Origin of the sequence: Pseudomonas koreensis, assembly GCF_025447595.1 — a bacterium.
GTDB lineage: Bacteria > Pseudomonadota > Gammaproteobacteria > Pseudomonadales > Pseudomonadaceae > Aquipseudomonas > Aquipseudomonas koreensis_H.
This window is the reverse complement of the sequence record NZ_JAOEJU010000008.1, coordinates 1-15,527: the sequence shown is the minus strand read 5'-3', so window position 1 is coordinate 15,527 and position 15,527 is coordinate 1. Positions and strand designations below refer to the sequence as shown.

11 protein-coding genes are annotated in these 15,527 nt (G+C 60.2%); 3 read left to right on the top strand and 8 right to left on the bottom strand.

Annotated elements, in window-relative coordinates; translation table 11 throughout:
• Positions 1 to 64 precede the first annotated feature (64 nt).
• Both macA and N8H71_RS12335 read left to right on the top strand, forming a co-directional pair.
• The gene (gene macA / locus N8H71_RS12340; protein WP_262194178.1) at positions 65 to 1,213 is read left to right on the top strand and encodes a macrolide transporter subunit MacA; all 1,149 of its coding nucleotides are present in this window, start codon (positions 65 to 67) and stop codon (positions 1,211 to 1,213) included.
• A gap of 8 nt (positions 1,214 to 1,221) precedes the next feature.
• On the top strand, positions 1,222 to 3,180 hold the full coding sequence (locus N8H71_RS12335; protein ID WP_262194176.1) for a MacB family efflux pump subunit: 1,959 nt from the start codon (positions 1,222 to 1,224) through the stop codon (positions 3,178 to 3,180).
• A gap of 64 nt (positions 3,181 to 3,244) precedes the next feature.
• Here the strand turns inward: N8H71_RS12335 and N8H71_RS12330 are convergent, their stop codons facing one another.
• The 8 genes from N8H71_RS12330 to N8H71_RS12295 all read right to left on the bottom strand — a co-directional run bounded on the left by N8H71_RS12330 (position 3,245) and on the right by N8H71_RS12295 (position 14,251).
• Positions 3,245 to 4,015 (bottom strand): helix-turn-helix transcriptional regulator, encoded by a 771-nt coding sequence (locus tag N8H71_RS12330; RefSeq protein WP_262194175.1) that lies wholly within the window; start codon positions 4,013 to 4,015, stop codon positions 3,245 to 3,247.
• A 220-nt stretch (positions 4,016 to 4,235) separates the two neighbouring features.
• The gene (locus N8H71_RS12325; RefSeq protein WP_262194174.1) at positions 4,236 to 6,818 is read right to left on the bottom strand and encodes a bifunctional diguanylate cyclase/phosphodiesterase; all 2,583 of its coding nucleotides are present in this window, start codon (positions 6,816 to 6,818) and stop codon (positions 4,236 to 4,238) included.
• 99 nt (positions 6,819 to 6,917) lie between these two features.
• Complete coding sequence (glcF, locus tag N8H71_RS12320) at positions 6,918 to 8,135, bottom strand: glycolate oxidase subunit GlcF (RefSeq protein WP_262194173.1); 1,218 nt, start codon at positions 8,133 to 8,135, stop codon at positions 6,918 to 6,920.
• Positions 8,136 to 8,138: 3 nt separating this feature from the next.
• Positions 8,139 to 9,203, bottom strand: a complete 1,065-nt coding sequence (gene glcE, locus N8H71_RS12315) for a glycolate oxidase subunit GlcE (protein ID WP_262194172.1) — start codon at positions 9,201 to 9,203, stop codon at positions 8,139 to 8,141.
• Positions 9,203 to 10,702: a glycolate oxidase subunit GlcD gene (gene glcD / locus N8H71_RS12310; RefSeq protein ID WP_262194171.1), complete on the bottom strand. Its 1,500-nt coding sequence runs from the start codon at positions 10,700 to 10,702 to the stop codon at positions 9,203 to 9,205. Before glcD ends, glcE begins: the two co-directional genes overlap by 1 nt.
• Positions 10,703 to 10,805: 103 nt before the next feature.
• Positions 10,806 to 11,645, bottom strand: coding sequence for a glutathione-dependent disulfide-bond oxidoreductase (yghU, locus tag N8H71_RS12305; protein ID WP_262194170.1), 840 nt, complete (start codon positions 11,643 to 11,645; stop codon positions 10,806 to 10,808).
• A gap of 128 nt (positions 11,646 to 11,773) precedes the next feature.
• Positions 11,774 to 13,276 (bottom strand): glycine betaine/L-proline transporter ProP, encoded by a 1,503-nt coding sequence (proP, locus tag N8H71_RS12300; protein ID WP_262194169.1) that lies wholly within the window; start codon positions 13,274 to 13,276, stop codon positions 11,774 to 11,776.
• A gap of 141 nt (positions 13,277 to 13,417) precedes the next feature.
• Positions 13,418 to 14,251 (bottom strand): helix-turn-helix transcriptional regulator, encoded by an 834-nt coding sequence (locus N8H71_RS12295; RefSeq protein WP_431768310.1) that lies wholly within the window; start codon positions 14,249 to 14,251, stop codon positions 13,418 to 13,420.
• Between the two features lie 95 nt (positions 14,252 to 14,346).
• Here N8H71_RS12295 and N8H71_RS12290 point away from each other — a divergent pair, with 95 nt between their 5' ends.
• Positions 14,347 to 15,303 carry a threonine dehydratase gene (locus N8H71_RS12290; protein WP_262194167.1) on the top strand — a complete coding sequence of 319 codons (957 nt, stop codon included), beginning with the start codon at positions 14,347 to 14,349 and terminating at the stop codon, positions 15,301 to 15,303.
• Positions 15,304 to 15,527 lie beyond the last annotated feature (224 nt).

Below are 15,527 nucleotides of genomic sequence, written 5' to 3'. Positions count from 1 at the left end.
GAGGCTTTTATCCTGGAACCCGGCCGCTGGCCGGGCTCAACCCTGAACGGAATTGTGGTCATTTATGGAACAGTCGAAGTTGCGCAAAGTCGGTTTGGGAATCGCGTTGACGCTGGTGGCCGGGTTGGTGTTCTACACGGTGCAGGCGCCGGCGGAAGCACCGCAATACCTGACCGCCACGGTCGAACGCGGTGATATTGAAAATGCGGTGCTGGCCACTGGTCTGCTGGAAGGCATCAAGCAGGTGGACGTCGGTGCCCAGGTTTCAGGGCAATTGAAATCGCTCAAGGTCAAGGTCGGCGACAAGGTCAAGAAGGGGCAGTGGCTGGCGGAAATCGATCCGCTGGTATTGCAGAACACCCTGCGTCAGGCTCAGGTCGACGAAGAAAACCTGCAAGCCCAGCGCCGGGCGACTCAGGCTCAGCTGCGACAGACCAAAGCGATCTACGAGCGCTATCAGAATCTGCAAGAAGACGCCTCGATCTCGCGTCAGGATTTCGAAACTGCACAATCGAACTACGAAGTGCAGCAGGCCAACCTGTTGTCGCTGGACGCGCAGATCAAGAGCGCGCACATCCAGATCGACACTGCCAAGGTCAATCTGGCCTACACGCGGATCGTCGCGCCTATCGACGGCGACGTGGTGGGCATCGTGACTCAGGAAGGCCAGACCGTGATCGCCAACCAACTGGCGCCGATCCTGCTGAAACTGGCGGACCTGGACACCATGACCGTCAAGGCTCAGGTGTCGGAGGCTGACGTCATTCACATTACGCCGGGGCAGGAGGTGTATTTCACCATTCTCGGCGAGGACAAGCGTTATTACGGCAAGCTGCGCGGCACCGAGCCTGCACCGCAGAACTTCCTGGAAACCCCGCCCGCCGGCACGCCGAAGCAGAACACGGCGGTGTTCTACAATGCGCTGTTCGAGGTACCCAACCCTGATCACCGCCTGCGTATTTCCATGACCGCCCAGGTGCGCGTGGTGCTGGACACCGCCAAGTCGGTGCTGACGATTCCAGTAGCTGCGCTGGGCCCGCGCAACAATGACGGCAGTTTCCCGGTGCGGGTGCTGGACGCCAAGGGCCAGGCGCAGTCGCGCAATGTGCAGACCGGGATCAACAACAACGTCAAGGTGCAGGTCAACGACGGCCTGGCCGAGGGCGACCGGGTGGTGATCGGTGATCCGGTGTCGAAAGTGGCAGGGGCATGAGCATGAGCATGACCGAGCCTCTGCTGCAACTGACCGGCATCAGCCGCAGCTTCACCGCCGGTGATCGCGAATTTCTGGCGCTGAAGAATATCGACCTGACAATCAATGCCGGGGAAATGGTGGCGATCATCGGCGCCTCGGGCTCCGGCAAATCGACGCTGATGAACATTCTCGGCTGTCTCGATTACGCCACCGCTGGCAGCTACAAAGTCAACGGGCGGGAGACCCGCGACCTCGACACTCAGGCCTTGGCCGAATTGCGGCGCGATTATTTCGGCTTCATCTTCCAGCGCTACCACTTGCTGCCGCACCTGAGTGCGATGCACAACGTCGAAATGCCGGCGATCTACGCCGGCACACCGGAGCCGCAACGTCATGCCCGGGCCCGTGAGCTTTTGGCGCGTCTGGGGCTGGAAGGGCACCTGACGCATCGCCCGAGCCAGCTATCGGGCGGTCAGCAACAGCGCGTGAGCATTGCCCGGGCCTTGATGAACGGCGGGGAAGTGATCCTCGCGGATGAGCCCACCGGCGCCCTCGATACCACCAGCGGCAAGGAGGTAATGCGCATCCTGCTGGAGCTGCACGCGGCCGGACACACCGTGATTCTGGTGACGCACGACCCCAAGGTTGCAGCCAACGCCGAGCGCATCATTGAAGTCAGCGATGGCGAAATCCTCAGCGACCGCCGCAACGAGCGCGATACAACTGCACTGACCAACGAGGACGCAGTGCAACCCAGATCCAATGCTGCGCGACGCCTGGTGGCCAGCCTCGGGTTGTTCAAGGAAGCGTTCAACATGGCCTGGGTCGCGCTGATCTCCCATCGGATGCGCACCCTGCTGACCATGCTCGGGATCGTTATCGGCATCACCTCGGTGGTGTCGATTTCGGCCATCGGCGAAGGGGCCAAACGCTATGTGCTGAAGGACATTCAGGCCATCGGCAGCAACACTATCGATATCTATTCCGGCACCAGTTTTGGCGATAGCCGTTCGGCGGCCATCGAAACCCTGGTGCCGGCGGATGTGACGGCGCTCAATCAGCTGTATTACGTCGACAGCGCCACGCCGGTGGTGGGGCGCAATCTGTTGCTGCGCTATCGCAACATTGATCTCGATGCCCAGGTCAACGGCGTCAGCGATCTGTACTTTCAGGTACGCGGCATCAAGATGGAGTCGGGCATCCCGTTCAGCGAAAGCGATGCCCGGCGCCAGGCGCAAGTGGTGGTGATCGATCACAACACCCGCCAACGGTTGTTCGGCGAGGGAGTGGATCCGCTGGGGCAGGTGATCCTGATCGGTAACCTGCCGTGCACCGTGATCGGTGTGGCGGCGGAGAACAAGAACATCTTCTCGTCGAGCAAGTCGCTCAACGTATGGGTGCCCTATGAAACCGCAGCCGGACGGCTGTTGGGCCAGCGTTATCTGGACAGCATCAGTGTGCGGATCAAGGACGGCCAGCCGAGCAAAGTGGTGGAAGACAACGTCAACAAACTGATGCTACAGCGCCACGGTACCAAGGATTTTTTCACCAACAACCTCGACAGCGTGATGCAGACCGTGCAGAAAACCAGTCGCTCACTGGCGCTGTTGTTGTCGCTGATTGCGGTGATTTCCCTGGTGGTGGGTGGTATCGGCGTGATGAACATCATGCTGGTGTCGGTCACCGAACGTACCCGCGAAATTGGTATCCGCATGGCGGTGGGGGCGCGGCAGTCGGACATCCGTCAGCAGTTTCTGGTGGAGGCGGCGATGGTCTGTCTGCTGGGGGGCGCTATCGGGATTTCCCTTTCCTATGCCATCGGCTACCTGTTTTCGCTGTTCATCAAGGAATGGGAAATGGTGTTCTCGCTGGGTTCGGTGCTTACTGCGGTGGTCTGTTCGACGTTGATCGGCATCGTGTTCGGCTTCGTGCCGGCTCGCAATGCGTCGCGGCTCGATCCTATCGAGGCGCTGGCGCGGGATTGACGGGCACCCATGGAAAAACCGCCATTCCTGACAGGACGGCGGTTTTCTCGTGGTGACTCAGCGCTCAGGCCGCATTCGACGGGCCGCTGGCTGCCGGGCAGTCCTTGGGTGAATACATCCAGCGCATCAGCGAATGGCGGCCGCTGATGCCCAGTTTGATCGCGGCGCGCTTGAGGTAACTCTCAACGGTGTTGACCTTCAGTTGCAACTGCTCGGCCAGTTCCGGCGCGGTGCACCCGGCGAGCAGGCCTACACACACTTCCATTTCACGGTTGGAAAGATTCAGTCCCAGTTGCTCCACGCGCTCGCAAAAGCTCAGGCGCAGGGATTCCAGGCCTTGCATGGACGCTTCTGCCGCCCTCTCTTGAGCCTCTGGATCAGCATTCGCCGGTTGCAGCGCGTGGATATGTTTTTCCACCATCGGCAGCAGCACCGGAGAGATGTCCTGCAGCCGACTGCGCTCCTGGGCGGAAAAACGTTGGGACGGGCCGCAGCGGTACACGGATATCACGTAGCGATAACCGTCCTTTCGCCGGGTCAGGTGCAACTGCGAGGCATCGGTGACCGTGGAGTGTTCGGCGGCCGGCACGTCACTGTTGCCGGGATCGCTGCTCAGTTCGGAATACACCGTCTCGGCCGTCAATGTCGCCTCCCGGGGGTATTCAGGTTCGGGGCGCGGTTGCGCACGCCCGACGGGCTCCACGCGCATCTTGCGGATGTGTGTGGCGTCCACGGCCAACTGGGTGAGGATCAGGTCATGCAGCATCCGCGGGAAGTGCCGGCTGCCGGTGCTGGCGATGACCTTGCCGATTTGAGGAAACAGATGTGAGTTCATGTATTTCATCCATGAGTTGCAATGGGGAAATTGCGTTCCTGACGCACCGGCCTGGGTTCCTTGGCCTGCGACAGCGCATCGAGGAATTGGATCCTATCCTAGTACAACGTTTCAGCGACCGTTTAATGAAGGCGTTATTAGCTCATAACCTGTATCGACCCACCGAGGGGAGGGGCAGGCTCTGCCATTGAAGCGAAGCCCGGCAAAATGGATTCCGGTATCAAAGGCGTCCCGATGCCTGCAAAAGTCGGGAAAATGCTGTTTTGTCGATCGGCCGGCTCATGAAATAACCCTGCACTTCATTGCACTGGTCCTTGCCGAGAATCGCCAGTTGTTCTTCGGTTTCGACGCCTTCGGCCGTCACATTCAAACCCATGGCTTTGCCCAGGCCGATGATGGCTTGCACCACAGCACGGTCATTGCTACCGGTGGTGATCGAGGCGATGAAACGCTTGTCGATCTTGATCCCGTCAAACGGGTAGGCGCGTAAATAGCCCAGCGAGGAGTAGCCCGTACCGAAGTCGTCCATGTTCAACCGCACACCCAGTTCCTTGAGCGAATTCATGGTTGTCAGCGCGCCGTCGGTGTCGTTGAGCATCACGTTCTCGGTGATTTCCAGTTCCAGGCGACTGGCCGGAAAACGGGTTTCGACCAGCACTTCGCGTACGTCTTCGACGACGTCGCTCAGCGCGAACTGGGCAGGGGACAGGTTGACCGACAACAGGATATCTCCCGGCCATGCAAGGGCCGTCCGGCAGGCTTCGCGCAGTACCCAGCGGCCCAGCGGAACAATCAGATCCGTCTGCTCCGCGAGAGGGATGAAGAGGTCTGGGCCGAGCAACCCTTTTGTCGGATGCTGCCAGCGCACCAAGGCTTCGACCGAGACGATTTCCTTGCCGTCCACCTTGTATCGGGGCTGGTAATGCAACACCAGCTCGTTGTCTGTCAGCGCTTTGCGCAAATCATCTTCCAGTTCCCGGCGTGTCTGGATCCGATCGCTCATATGGGCTTCGAAATAGCACCAGGTATTCTTGCCTTCCGACTTGGCCTGATAGAGCGCGATGTCGGCACAGCGAATCAGTTCTGCGGGTTCGAAACCGTGACGCCTGCTCAAGGTAATGCCCACGCTGGCACCGATGTGCAATGGATGATTTTCGAACATCACCGGTTGATGCAGGCTGCCGATCAGACGTGTACAGAATTTGTCGATTTCCTGATGGGTGTCCATGCCGTTGAGCACCACCACGAATTCGTCGCCACCGAGCCGGGCCACGATATCGTGGTCGCGGGTGCATTCTCGCAAGCGTCGCGAGACTTCCTGCAAGACCGCATCACCGGCCGGATGGCCCAGTGAGTCATTGATCGGTTTGAAGTTGTCCAGATCAATCATCAACAGCGACAAGGGCGCTGCGTGCTCCTTGAGTTGCAGCGCCTCCTCCAGATAGCGGGCCAGCTTGTTGCGATTGGGCAGTCCCGTCAGCGCGTCGTGCATGGACAGGTGCTGGATCTGCGCGTGGGCGGCAACTTCATCAGTGATGTCGCTGGCGGTGCCGCGATAGCCGACTATTGTGTTCCTCTCCAGGATCGGCCGGGCGGACAGGCGACAGTAACGTTGTTGGCCGTTGCGGTCACGGTAGGTGCAACGCAAGTCAATGGCGTTGGCATCCTCGTTGAGTTTCCTGAGCCACAGATCCAGCGGCGTGGTATCGCAGGACAGCAATTGCAAAATGTCTTGCCCCAGCCATTGCTCCTGCGCATACCCGGTGACTGTGCCGAAGCGCGCCGAGAGATAGGTGATGGACAAATGCCGGTCGACTTCCCAGATCCAGTCGGAGGCCGCTTCGGCCACCGCCCGAAAGCGCTCTTCGCTGGCTTCCAGCGCCTGGTTGGCGGCTTCCATGGCCCGGTGTGAGGTTTGCATCGCTTCAAGGCTGTTGTCCACGTACTTCGACGAACGCAAGGCATGCCGAAAAAAATACGCAGTCAACAGCATCAGGATGAACAGAACAGACACGAGTATTGGCAGCAATGACCACAGCAACTGTTGGCCGGGACGTTCCAGGTCGGCGACAAGGCTGTAACCCGTGCTGTCGAGCGGCACCCTGGGCCGGCCTGCGTCGATGGTTTCGTCCGGGGCCAGGGTCAGATTGTTCAGACCATAGCCACTACCGATCTTGCGCAGTTTGGTAGGCGTCAACTGGTCGACGAACACCAGTACCGAGGTTTTTTCCGGTTCTGCTGTGGGGCGTTCGTCATTGGGAATGATCGCGGCTGTCGTCACCAGAGCCGGCCAGTCTTCAAACAATGAGTAGCTGTTGAGAGGTTTGGTCAGATCGGCCTGGGTTTGTATTTTATCGACCAGCGAAGAGGCCGGGGCTTGCAGGAAACCGGAGATGTCGGCATCGACCAGTTGCCCGCGAACCACCGCATATTTGGTGTGCTGCCGATCCAGGACGAAGACGCCCTCATAGCCGTCGTTGGTGAACAGGGTTTTCCCCATGTTCTGATCCACGTACGCCCATTTTGTGTCGACCTGACCATTCAGCCGCTCATACGCCGTGGTCCAGTAGGCATAACTGGTGATGTAGTTTTTCGAAGCGAGGATGCGGTTTTCCAGGGCTCGACTCGAATAGAACCGGTTGTCGTTCACATCGTCGTTATCGAGCTGTGTCGCAATGCTGAACAAGGTGCTGACTGTCGCGATGACCCCGGTGACGAACAGTGCGCCGACGGCAAAAGCCAGACGCCTGGTCGCTGCGCTTTGCGGCGCGGGGAGTGCAGCTGCAGGAGTGGTAATGTCCATTCGCTCATCCTTGATCCAGTGATTACAGCATCTAGAACACCGGGAACGACGCAATGTTCAGTCGCGCCGGCTTCAATGCCTGAACGGTTGGCCGGGTGCTCACCGGCAATGCGCATCCACCAGCTCGATCCAGTGCCTGACGGGCGTGCGGCCCGCGCCATCGAGATGGAGCTGGCAACCGACATTGGCCGTGGCGATGATCTGCGGATGTCCGCTTTCCAGTGCGTCGAGTTTGTTGTTGCGCAGCTGTCGGGCCAGTTCCGGCTGGGTGATCGACCACGTACCCGCCGAGCCACAGCACAGGTGGGCGTCAGGCACGTCGGTAAGGCTGAAACCCAGTCGGGTCAATACCGCTTCAACTGCACCGCCAAGTTTCTGCGCGTGTTGCAGGGTGCAGGGGCAGTGGAACGCCAGTCGTTGGTCGGGATGGAGGTCGAGCGACTCAAGCGGTTCTTCGCGCAGCACTTCCACCAGATCCCGGGCCAGTGTGCTGATACGCCGGGCTTTTTCGGCATAGGCCGGGTCGGTGCAGAGCAGGTGTCCGTAATCCTTGATGAATGCGCCGCAACCGCTTGCTGTCTGCACGATGGCCTCTGCGCCGTGCTCGATGGCCGGCCACCAGGCGTCGATGTTGCGCCGGGCGCGATCAAGACCGGCGGCCTGGGCGTCGAGATGATAATCCACCGCTCCACAGCACCCTGCCTCGGGGGCGGGAATGACGCTGATACCCAGACGGTCCAGCACACGCGCCGCCGCTGCATTGGTATTGGGAAACAGTCCCGGCTGCACGCAACCTTCAAGCATCAGTAACTGCCGCGTGTGACGAACGACCGGACGTGGCGCGGGCGGCAGCGCATTGCGAGGCAATTTGGCTTGTAGAGCACCAGGTAACCACGGGCGAAACACTTGCCCGCTGTTCACCAGTCTTTTGAACAATCGTGAATTGGACACAACGGCGCGCAGCCCTTCGCGCAAGAGGTGTTGCCCGAGCGGGCGTGGAACGGCGGCATCGACCACGGCCCGCCCAATGTCCAGCAGGTTGTGGTAATCCACGCCCGAAGGGCAGGTGGTTTCGCAATTGCGGCACGACAGGCAGCGATCCAGGTGCAGTTGGGTTTTCTGCGTAACCTCATTGCCCTCGAGCACCTGCTTGATCAGGTAGATGCGCCCGCGAGGGCCGTCCAGTTCATCGCCGAGCAACTGATAGGTCGGGCAGGTCGCGTTGCAGAATCCGCAATGTACGCACGTGCGCAGGATGCTTTCGGCCTCTTCGGCGCGGGGCAGTTGTCGGGCCTGCGGGCTGAGGGTGGTTTGCATGGCTCAAAGCTCCGCGTACAGACGACCGGGGTTGAAGATGCCCTGCGGATCGAGTTGTCGCTTGAGGTGGCGGTGGTAGTGCAGAAGGGCGGGGGGCAGCGGCTGGAACGGGTCGTCAACCAATCCGTGGCTGTAGCAGGTCGCATGCCCGCCGACTTCCCGGACAGTCTTGCGAATCAGTGCGGCGTCGGCGTCCGACTTGAGCCAGCGCTGGGCGCCGCCCCAGTCGAGCCACTGTTCGCCGGGCAGGGACAGCAGCGGTGTGTTGTGCGGCAAGGACAGGCGCCAGAGGGGTTGGCCTTCATCGAAGAAACCCAGGCGGTGCTCGTTGAGATCGGCCCAGTACCCAGCGTCGAGAAGGGCACCGCCAAGGCGTTCATGGGCGCCAGTCACTGAACCTTGTCCACCCTCGAGGCGCAAATGCAGTTGTTCGCCGTCATGACACGCGGCGCTGATCGGCAATGGCTGCTGACCCCATTCAGCCAGACGCAAGAGAGCCTGTTCGCTGCTCATCTCCAGGCTGATGCTCAGGCACATTCGCGGTTTGGGCAGCACCTTGAGCGAGACTTCGGTGATTACTCCCAACGAACCGTAACTGCCGGTCATCAGGCGCGAAAGGTCGTATCCAGCGACGTTTTTCATGACTTCGCCGCCAAAACGCAGGTGTTTGCCGTGGCCTGTGATGATTCGTGTACCGAGCACGAAGTCGCGTACCGCGCCCGACCAGGGGCGGCGCGGACCCGATAAACCGCTGGCGATCATGCCGCCCACCGTGGCGTCGTCGGCGAACGCTGGTGGTTCGCAGGCCAGCATCTGTTGCGAGGCGTCCAGCACGGCAAACAATTCGGTCAGTGGCGTGCCGCAGCGCGCGGTGATCACCAGTTCGGTCGGGTCGTAGCGGACGATGCCGCGATGGGCGCGGGTGTCGAGAATCTCGCCACCGACCATGCGCCCCAGAAACGCTTTGCTGTTGGCCCCCTGAATGCGCAGTGGCGTGGCGTTTTCCAGCGCCCGGTTGACTTGTTCGAGCAGCGCGCCGCTCTCATCTGCATCTCTGGAGTCGCCCATCAGAAACGCTCCAGTTCGGGGAACGGCAGTTGGCCGTGATGCACATGCAACGCGCCGAACTCGGCACAACGGTGCAGGGTTGGAATGTTCTTGCCCGGATTGAGCAGGCCGGTGGGGTCGAACGCCGCTTTGATCGCATGAAACAACGTCAGCTCGTCGCTGTTGAACTGCGCACACATCTGATTGATTTTTTCCCGGCCCACACCGTGTTCGCCGGTAATGCTGCCGCCGACCCTGACGCACAGTTCCAGGATCTTGCCGCCCAGTGCTTCGGCGCGCTCCAGCTCGCCGGGACGATTGGCATCGAACAGGATCAACGGGTGCATGTTGCCGTCGCCAGCATGGAACACGTTGGCAACCCGCAAGCCATATTCGCAGGACAGCTGCGCAATTGCGTGCAGCACGCCGGGCAACTCGCGGCGGGGAATGGTGCCGTCCATGCAGTAGTAATCCGGTGACAAGCGGCCCACGGCCGGAAAGGCATTTTTGCGCCCGGCCCAGAAGCGCACACGCTCGGCCTCGTCCCGAGCCTGGCGCAGTTCAATCGCGCCGGCCCGCTCCAGCACCTGGCGGACACGATTGCATTCATCGTGGACATCAGATTCCACACCATCGAGTTCGCAAAGCAAAATCGCCTCGGCGTCCACCGGATAACCGGCGTGGATGAAGTCTTCGGCAGCACGGATCGCCAGGTTGTCCATCATCTCAAGGCCCCCGGGAATGATCCCGGCTGCAATGATGTCGCCCACTGCGTGGCCGGCCTTTTCCACGGAGTCGAAGGCTGCCAGCAGCACTTTTGCGGTCTGGGGTTTGGGCAGGAGTTTGACCGTGACCTCGGTGATCACCCCGAGCAAGCCTTCGGAACCGGTGAACAGGGCCAGCAAGTCAAAACCCGGTGAGTCCAGCGCATCCGACCCCAACGTCAGCCGCTCGCCATCGACAGTCAGAATCTCGACCTTGAGCAGGTTGTGTACGGTCAGACCGTATTTTAGGCAATGCACGCCACCGGCGTTTTCCGCCACATTGCCGCCGATGGAACAGGCGATTTGCGATGAAGGATCGGGTGCGTAATACAGCCCGAACGGGGCCGCGGCCTGGGATATCGCCAGGTTGCGCACACCAGGTTGAACGCGGGCCGTGCGGGCGGCGGGGTCGATGTGCAATATGTTGTTGAAGCGCGCCATGACCAGCAACACGCCTTTTTCCAGTGGAAGGGCACCGCCGGACAAACCGGTCCCGGCGCCCCGGGCGACCACCGGCACCCCTCGTTCATGACAAAGCCGCAAGACTGCCTGTACCTCATCGATATACCGTGGCAGCACCACCAGCAGCGGAGTGGTGCGATACGCCGAGAGGCCGTCGCATTCGTACGGCTTGAGTTCTTCACGCTGATGCAGGACTTCCAGATCCGGACACTGGCGCTGCAAGGCTTGCAGCAGCGCAGCTCTGTCGACCTCCGGCAGGACGCCGTCAACCTGTTCGTTGTAGAGAATGTTCATGATCGGTGGACGACCCTCCTTTGTCGTTATTGGAGGTCGGGTGCCGCACAAGCATGACCGGGCCGCCCACTCCGTGAAGTAAAGCGTAGCGGCCCGCAGTCTGTCAGGCCAGATCGGCCGCCTGATGCCGCTCCGGCACCTGACTCGCTTCATCGCCCCAGGTCCGGTTGACCCGTTGCCCGCGAATCACCGCCGGCCGATTGGCGATGTCCTGCGCCCAGCGTTGCACGTGGGTGTACTCGTGAGCCGAAAGAAACTCGGCGGCCGAGTACACGTTGTTGCGCACCAGCTGCCCGTACCAGGGCCAGACCGCGATGTCGGCGATGGTGTAAGTGTCGCCGGCAAGGTAAGGGCTTTCGCCGAGGCGCCGATTGAGGACATCCAGCTGACGCTTGGCTTCCATGGTGAATCGATCGATCGGGTACTCAAGCTTCTCTGGCGCATACGCATAGAAATGCCCGAAGCCACCACCCAGGTAGGGCGCCGAGCCCATCTGCCAGAACAACCAGTTCAGGGTCTCCGTGCGACCTGCCGGATCGGCGGGCAGGAAGGCGCCGAATTTTTCCGCCAGATACAGCAGGATCGAGCCGGACTCGAACACGCGAATGGCCGGTTCCACGCTGCGATCCAGCAGCGCCGGAATTTTCGAGTTGGGGTTGATCTCGACAAAACCGCTGGAGAATTGATCGCCCTCGCCGATGCGAATCAGCCAGGCATCGTATTCGGCGCCGGTGTGTCCGAGTGCCAGCAATTCCTCCAGCAGGATCGTCACCTTCACGCCATTGGGCGTGGCCAGCGAATACAGCTGTAACGGATGCTTGCCGACTGGCAGTGTCTTGTCATGAGTCGGCCCGGCGATCGGGCGGTTGATGCTGGCGAACTGGCCGCCGGATGGTGCGATATGTTTCCAGACCTTGGGTGGTACGTAAGACGTGTCGCTCATGAAACGGACCTCTTCGGTTGCTTGCCGGAATTTCCTTAGCCCGTCATGCACAACGGCGGGCACCTGCCGGACAGGACACCACAGAAGGGTGATTGAATTCCACCCTGGGGCTCAGCCATTGGGCTGTGCTATTCAATCCGCGGATGTTGCTGCACAAGGTGTTCGCGACGGGCTTGCAGTTCGGCGATTTCGGCGTCGATGTCTTCGATCTTCTGTTCGATGTTGTCGTGGTGTTCCTGCAACAGCTCGCGTGCTTCCTCGATATCGGATGCCGCCGGTGCTGCGCCGCGCAACGGTTTGTTCGCGGTTTCCTTCATCGTCACCCCGGTGATCAGCCCGACCACGGCAATGACCATCAGGTAATAGGCCGGCATGTACAGGTCCTGAGTGCTTTCCACCAGCCAGGCCACGGCAGTCGGGGTCAGGCCGGCAATCAGCACCGAGACGTTGAAAGCACCGGCCAGCGCGCTGTAGCGGATATGGGTGGGAAACATCGCCGGCAGAGTGGAGGCCATGACGCCGATGAAGAAATTGAGGAGCACGGCGAGGATCAGCAGACCGGAGAAAATCAGGCCGATCTTGCCGCTGTTGATCAGCATGAAAGCCGGAATGGCGAGAATGAACAAACCCACACTGCCGAAGATGATGAAAGGGCGACGGCCGATCTTGTCACTGATGAAACCGATCATGGGCTGCACGAACAGCATGCCGACCATGATCGCAATGATGATCAGCACCCCGCGATTTTCGCTGTAGTGCAGGTTGTGTGACAGATAGCTTGGCATGTAGGTCAGCAGCATGTAGTAGGTGACGTTGGTGGCGGCCACCACGCCGATGCAGGTCATCAGGCTGCGCCAGTGTTTGGTCGCCACTTCCTTGAAAGACACTTTCGGGCCCCCGGCCAGGCCTTCGCGGTCACCTTGTTCGAGTTTTTCGACATGCTGCTGGAACGCCGGTGTTTCTTCGAGGGCATGCCGCAGATAGAGACCGATCATGCCCAGCGGCAGGGCGAGGAAAAAGGGCAGGCGCCAGCCCCATTCCTCGAATTTTTCTTCGCCGATGATCGTGGAAATCAGTACCACCACGCCGGCCCCGAGAACGAAGCCTGCAATGGAACCGAAGTCCAGCCAGCTGCCGAGGAAGCCGCGCTTGCGGTCCGGCGCATACTCGGCGACAAAAATCGAAGCACCGGTGTATTCGCCACCGACCGAAAAACCCTGGGCCATTTTCGCCAGCAACAGGAGGATCGGTGCCCAGATGCCGATCGAGGCATAAGACGGAATCAAACCGATGGCGAAAGTGCTGAGCGACATGATGACGATGGTCGCCGCGAGCACTTTCTGTCGACCGTATTTATCGCCCAGCGCGCCGAAGAACAGACCGCCCAGCGGCCGGATCAGGAAGGGCACCGAGAAAGTGGCCAGCGCGGCGATCATTTGCACACCAGGATCGGCCCCCGGGAAAAACACCTTGCCGAGCACGTAGGCGACGAAGCCATAGACGCCGAAGTCGAACCATTCCATCGCGTTGCCCAGCGCGGCGGCGGTGATCGCCTTGCGCATCTTGGCGTCGTCAACGATGGTGATGTCTTGCAGTCCGATCGGACTGACGCGTTTCTTGCGTGATTTCATGCGGAGCACTCTGCAACTGATCTGTCTTTATGCAATCCTTTGGGTCCGCAACTGCACGGCCTAGAGAGGTTGCCTTGGTCGTTGCCATCCTTTTAGTGGCACGGCTTCTTTCAGTTCAGATACACGAGGACACGAAAAAATTCACAACCCATGTTGTTTTTTGCCAGGGGCGGAGTTTGTACGCAGTTGCGCCGGGCTGATACCCAATCGTTGCGTAAAGGCGCTCGTCATGTGCGCCTGGGAGTTGAAGCCGCAGGCGAGGGCAATGTGCGCCAGGCTTTCGGTTGAGTCGCGCAACATCGCCCGCGCCTTGGCCAGGCGTCGATCAATCAGGTAGCTATGGGGGCTTTTGCCCGTCGCCTGCTTGAAGGCGCGCATGAAATAGCCTTCGGACAATTCGAGCAGTTGTGCCATGGTTTTCACATCGAGCGGGCCGTTGAGGCCAGCGTCAATGAACTCATCCAGCAGGCGCATTCGGCTGTCGGTGATCGAGCCTTGTGGCGCCGGCCTCACATAACCAGCAGCTCGATCAGCGAGGTTGAGTGCCCAGGTCTCCCAGTCATCGTCCCATCCAGGTCGCAGCAGTGCGCTGCGTATTCGCTGTGCGAGGTAAATAGCCTGTGTGTCGATGCGATTGTTGAACGGACGATCACCCGTCAGCTCGACGCCATCGGTGCGGATGACTCGCAGGTACTCACCGCCCATTGGCGACTCGGACAAGACGTCACAGCCGGACGGGACGAACGCCAGACCATTAGGCAGCGCGTTGAAGGGGCGTACCCGGTCGGTGCCGATGGCATGCATGCCGCGCTGACTGTCGAAGGCGAAGCCGATCGCCGACTGGCTGGCGACGTATCGCGCCGAGTAGGCCGCGCCGGGCAGTAATTCGATCATCCACGGGCCAGCCACGATACGACGTACCGGTTCAGGGACGACTGTGGGATGTTGACGCTTTCGCTGGCTCATGAACGGCATAGTAGTGAAGAGGGCGGGTAAAAGTCAGGTCGGTTTTTTGAAAGCCGACGTCACGCACGGCTGCCTAGACTTGGGCAAAGACCAAGGAGACAGCTATGCACGCAATCACCCGCGACGATATCGAACACGCTGCCCGCCAGGTTTACCAGGTGATGCCGGCCACCGCCCAGTATCGTTGGCCATTGCTGGCCGAGCGGTTGGGATGCACTGTTTGGGTCAAACACGAAAACCACACGCCAACCGGTGCCTTCAAGGTCCGTGGTGGTATTACCTTCATGCACTGGCTGCGCCGGGAGCATCCGAACGTCAAAGGCATTGTTTCCGCGACGCGTGGCAATCACGGCCAGAGCCTGGCGCTGGCGGCAAATGCTGCAGGGCTGAGGGCGTTGATCGTGGTGCCGCAGGGCAACTCGCTGGAAAAGAACAACGCCATGCGCGGTTTTGGCGGTGAGGTGGTCGAATATGGACGTGATTTCGACGAAGCGCGTGAAGAGGCAGCTCGACTTGCGAGGGAGCATGATCTTTATCTGGTGCCGCCGTTCCACGTCGAGCTGGTCAAGGGAGTGGCGACGTATGCGCTGGAGCTGTTCAGTGCGGCGCCGGATCTGGATACGGTTTACGTACCTATTGGCTGTGGTTCGGGAATCTGTGGCGTGATTGCCGCCCGCAATACATTGGGCTTGAGCACCGAGGTAGTGGGCGTGGTATCCACGGAAGCCGCAGCTGCCAAACGCTCATTCGAAGCGAAAACGATCTGCGAGACGGCCTCGGCCAATACCTTTGCCGACGGTCTTGCGGTGCGCAAGCCGATTGCTGAGGCATTCGACATCTATAAGGAAGGTGCGGCGAGGATTGTCGCTGTCAGCGAAAGCGAGATCGCCGAGGCCATGCGCGTCTATTACACCGATACCCACAACCTTGCCGAAGGGGCGGGCGCAGCGGCGCTGGCGGCGTTGATGCAGGAGCGTGGACGGATGGAGGGGAAAAAGGTCGGGGTGATTCTGTCCGGGGGGAATATTGACCGGATGGTGTATGCGAAGGTGATTGGCTGATTGCTGGCGGGCTCGGCACTCCGTGACAGCGATAACCGATGTGTCGCAGAAATCAGGCGAGTGTTGGGCAAAATAGTGCGTGCTCAGTGGTGCACCTCTATATAGCAGAGGTCTTTTTCATTTTCTGATAGCGATCCGCAATTAAGTGTTGACGGCAGATTCTGAGTCTCTATAATTCGCCCCACTTCCGGCGCAGTCGAAACGGAAAACTCCTTGAGATTCAA

What these genes read in the sequence shown, in the direction of transcription:
- macA (WP_262194178.1), top strand. Translation starts at nt 65, where the DNA reads ATGGAACAGTCGAAGTTGCGCAAAGTCGGTTTGGGAATCGCGTTGACG.
- N8H71_RS12335 (WP_262194176.1), top strand. Translation starts at nt 1,222, where the DNA reads ATGACCGAGCCTCTGCTGCAACTGACCGGCATCAGCCGCAGCTTCACC.
- N8H71_RS12330 (WP_262194175.1), bottom strand. Translation starts at nt 4,015, where the DNA reads ATGAACTCACATCTGTTTCCTCAAATCGGCAAGGTCATCGCCAGCACC.
- N8H71_RS12325 (WP_262194174.1), bottom strand. Translation starts at nt 6,818, where the DNA reads ATGGACATTACCACTCCTGCAGCTGCACTCCCCGCGCCGCAAAGCGCA.
- glcF (WP_262194173.1), bottom strand. Translation starts at nt 8,135, where the DNA reads ATGCAAACCACCCTCAGCCCGCAGGCCCGACAACTGCCCCGCGCCGAA.
- glcE (WP_262194172.1), bottom strand. Translation starts at nt 9,203, where the DNA reads ATGGGCGACTCCAGAGATGCAGATGAGAGCGGCGCGCTGCTCGAACAA.
- glcD (WP_262194171.1), bottom strand. Translation starts at nt 10,702, where the DNA reads ATGAACATTCTCTACAACGAACAGGTTGACGGCGTCCTGCCGGAGGTC.
- yghU (WP_262194170.1), bottom strand. Translation starts at nt 11,645, where the DNA reads ATGAGCGACACGTCTTACGTACCACCCAAGGTCTGGAAACATATCGCA.
- proP (WP_262194169.1), bottom strand. Translation starts at nt 13,276, where the DNA reads ATGAAATCACGCAAGAAACGCGTCAGTCCGATCGGACTGCAAGACATC.
- N8H71_RS12295 (WP_431768310.1), bottom strand. Translation starts at nt 14,251, where the DNA reads ATGCCGTTCATGAGCCAGCGAAAGCGTCAACATCCCACAGTCGTCCCT.
- N8H71_RS12290 (WP_262194167.1), top strand. Translation starts at nt 14,347, where the DNA reads ATGCACGCAATCACCCGCGACGATATCGAACACGCTGCCCGCCAGGTT.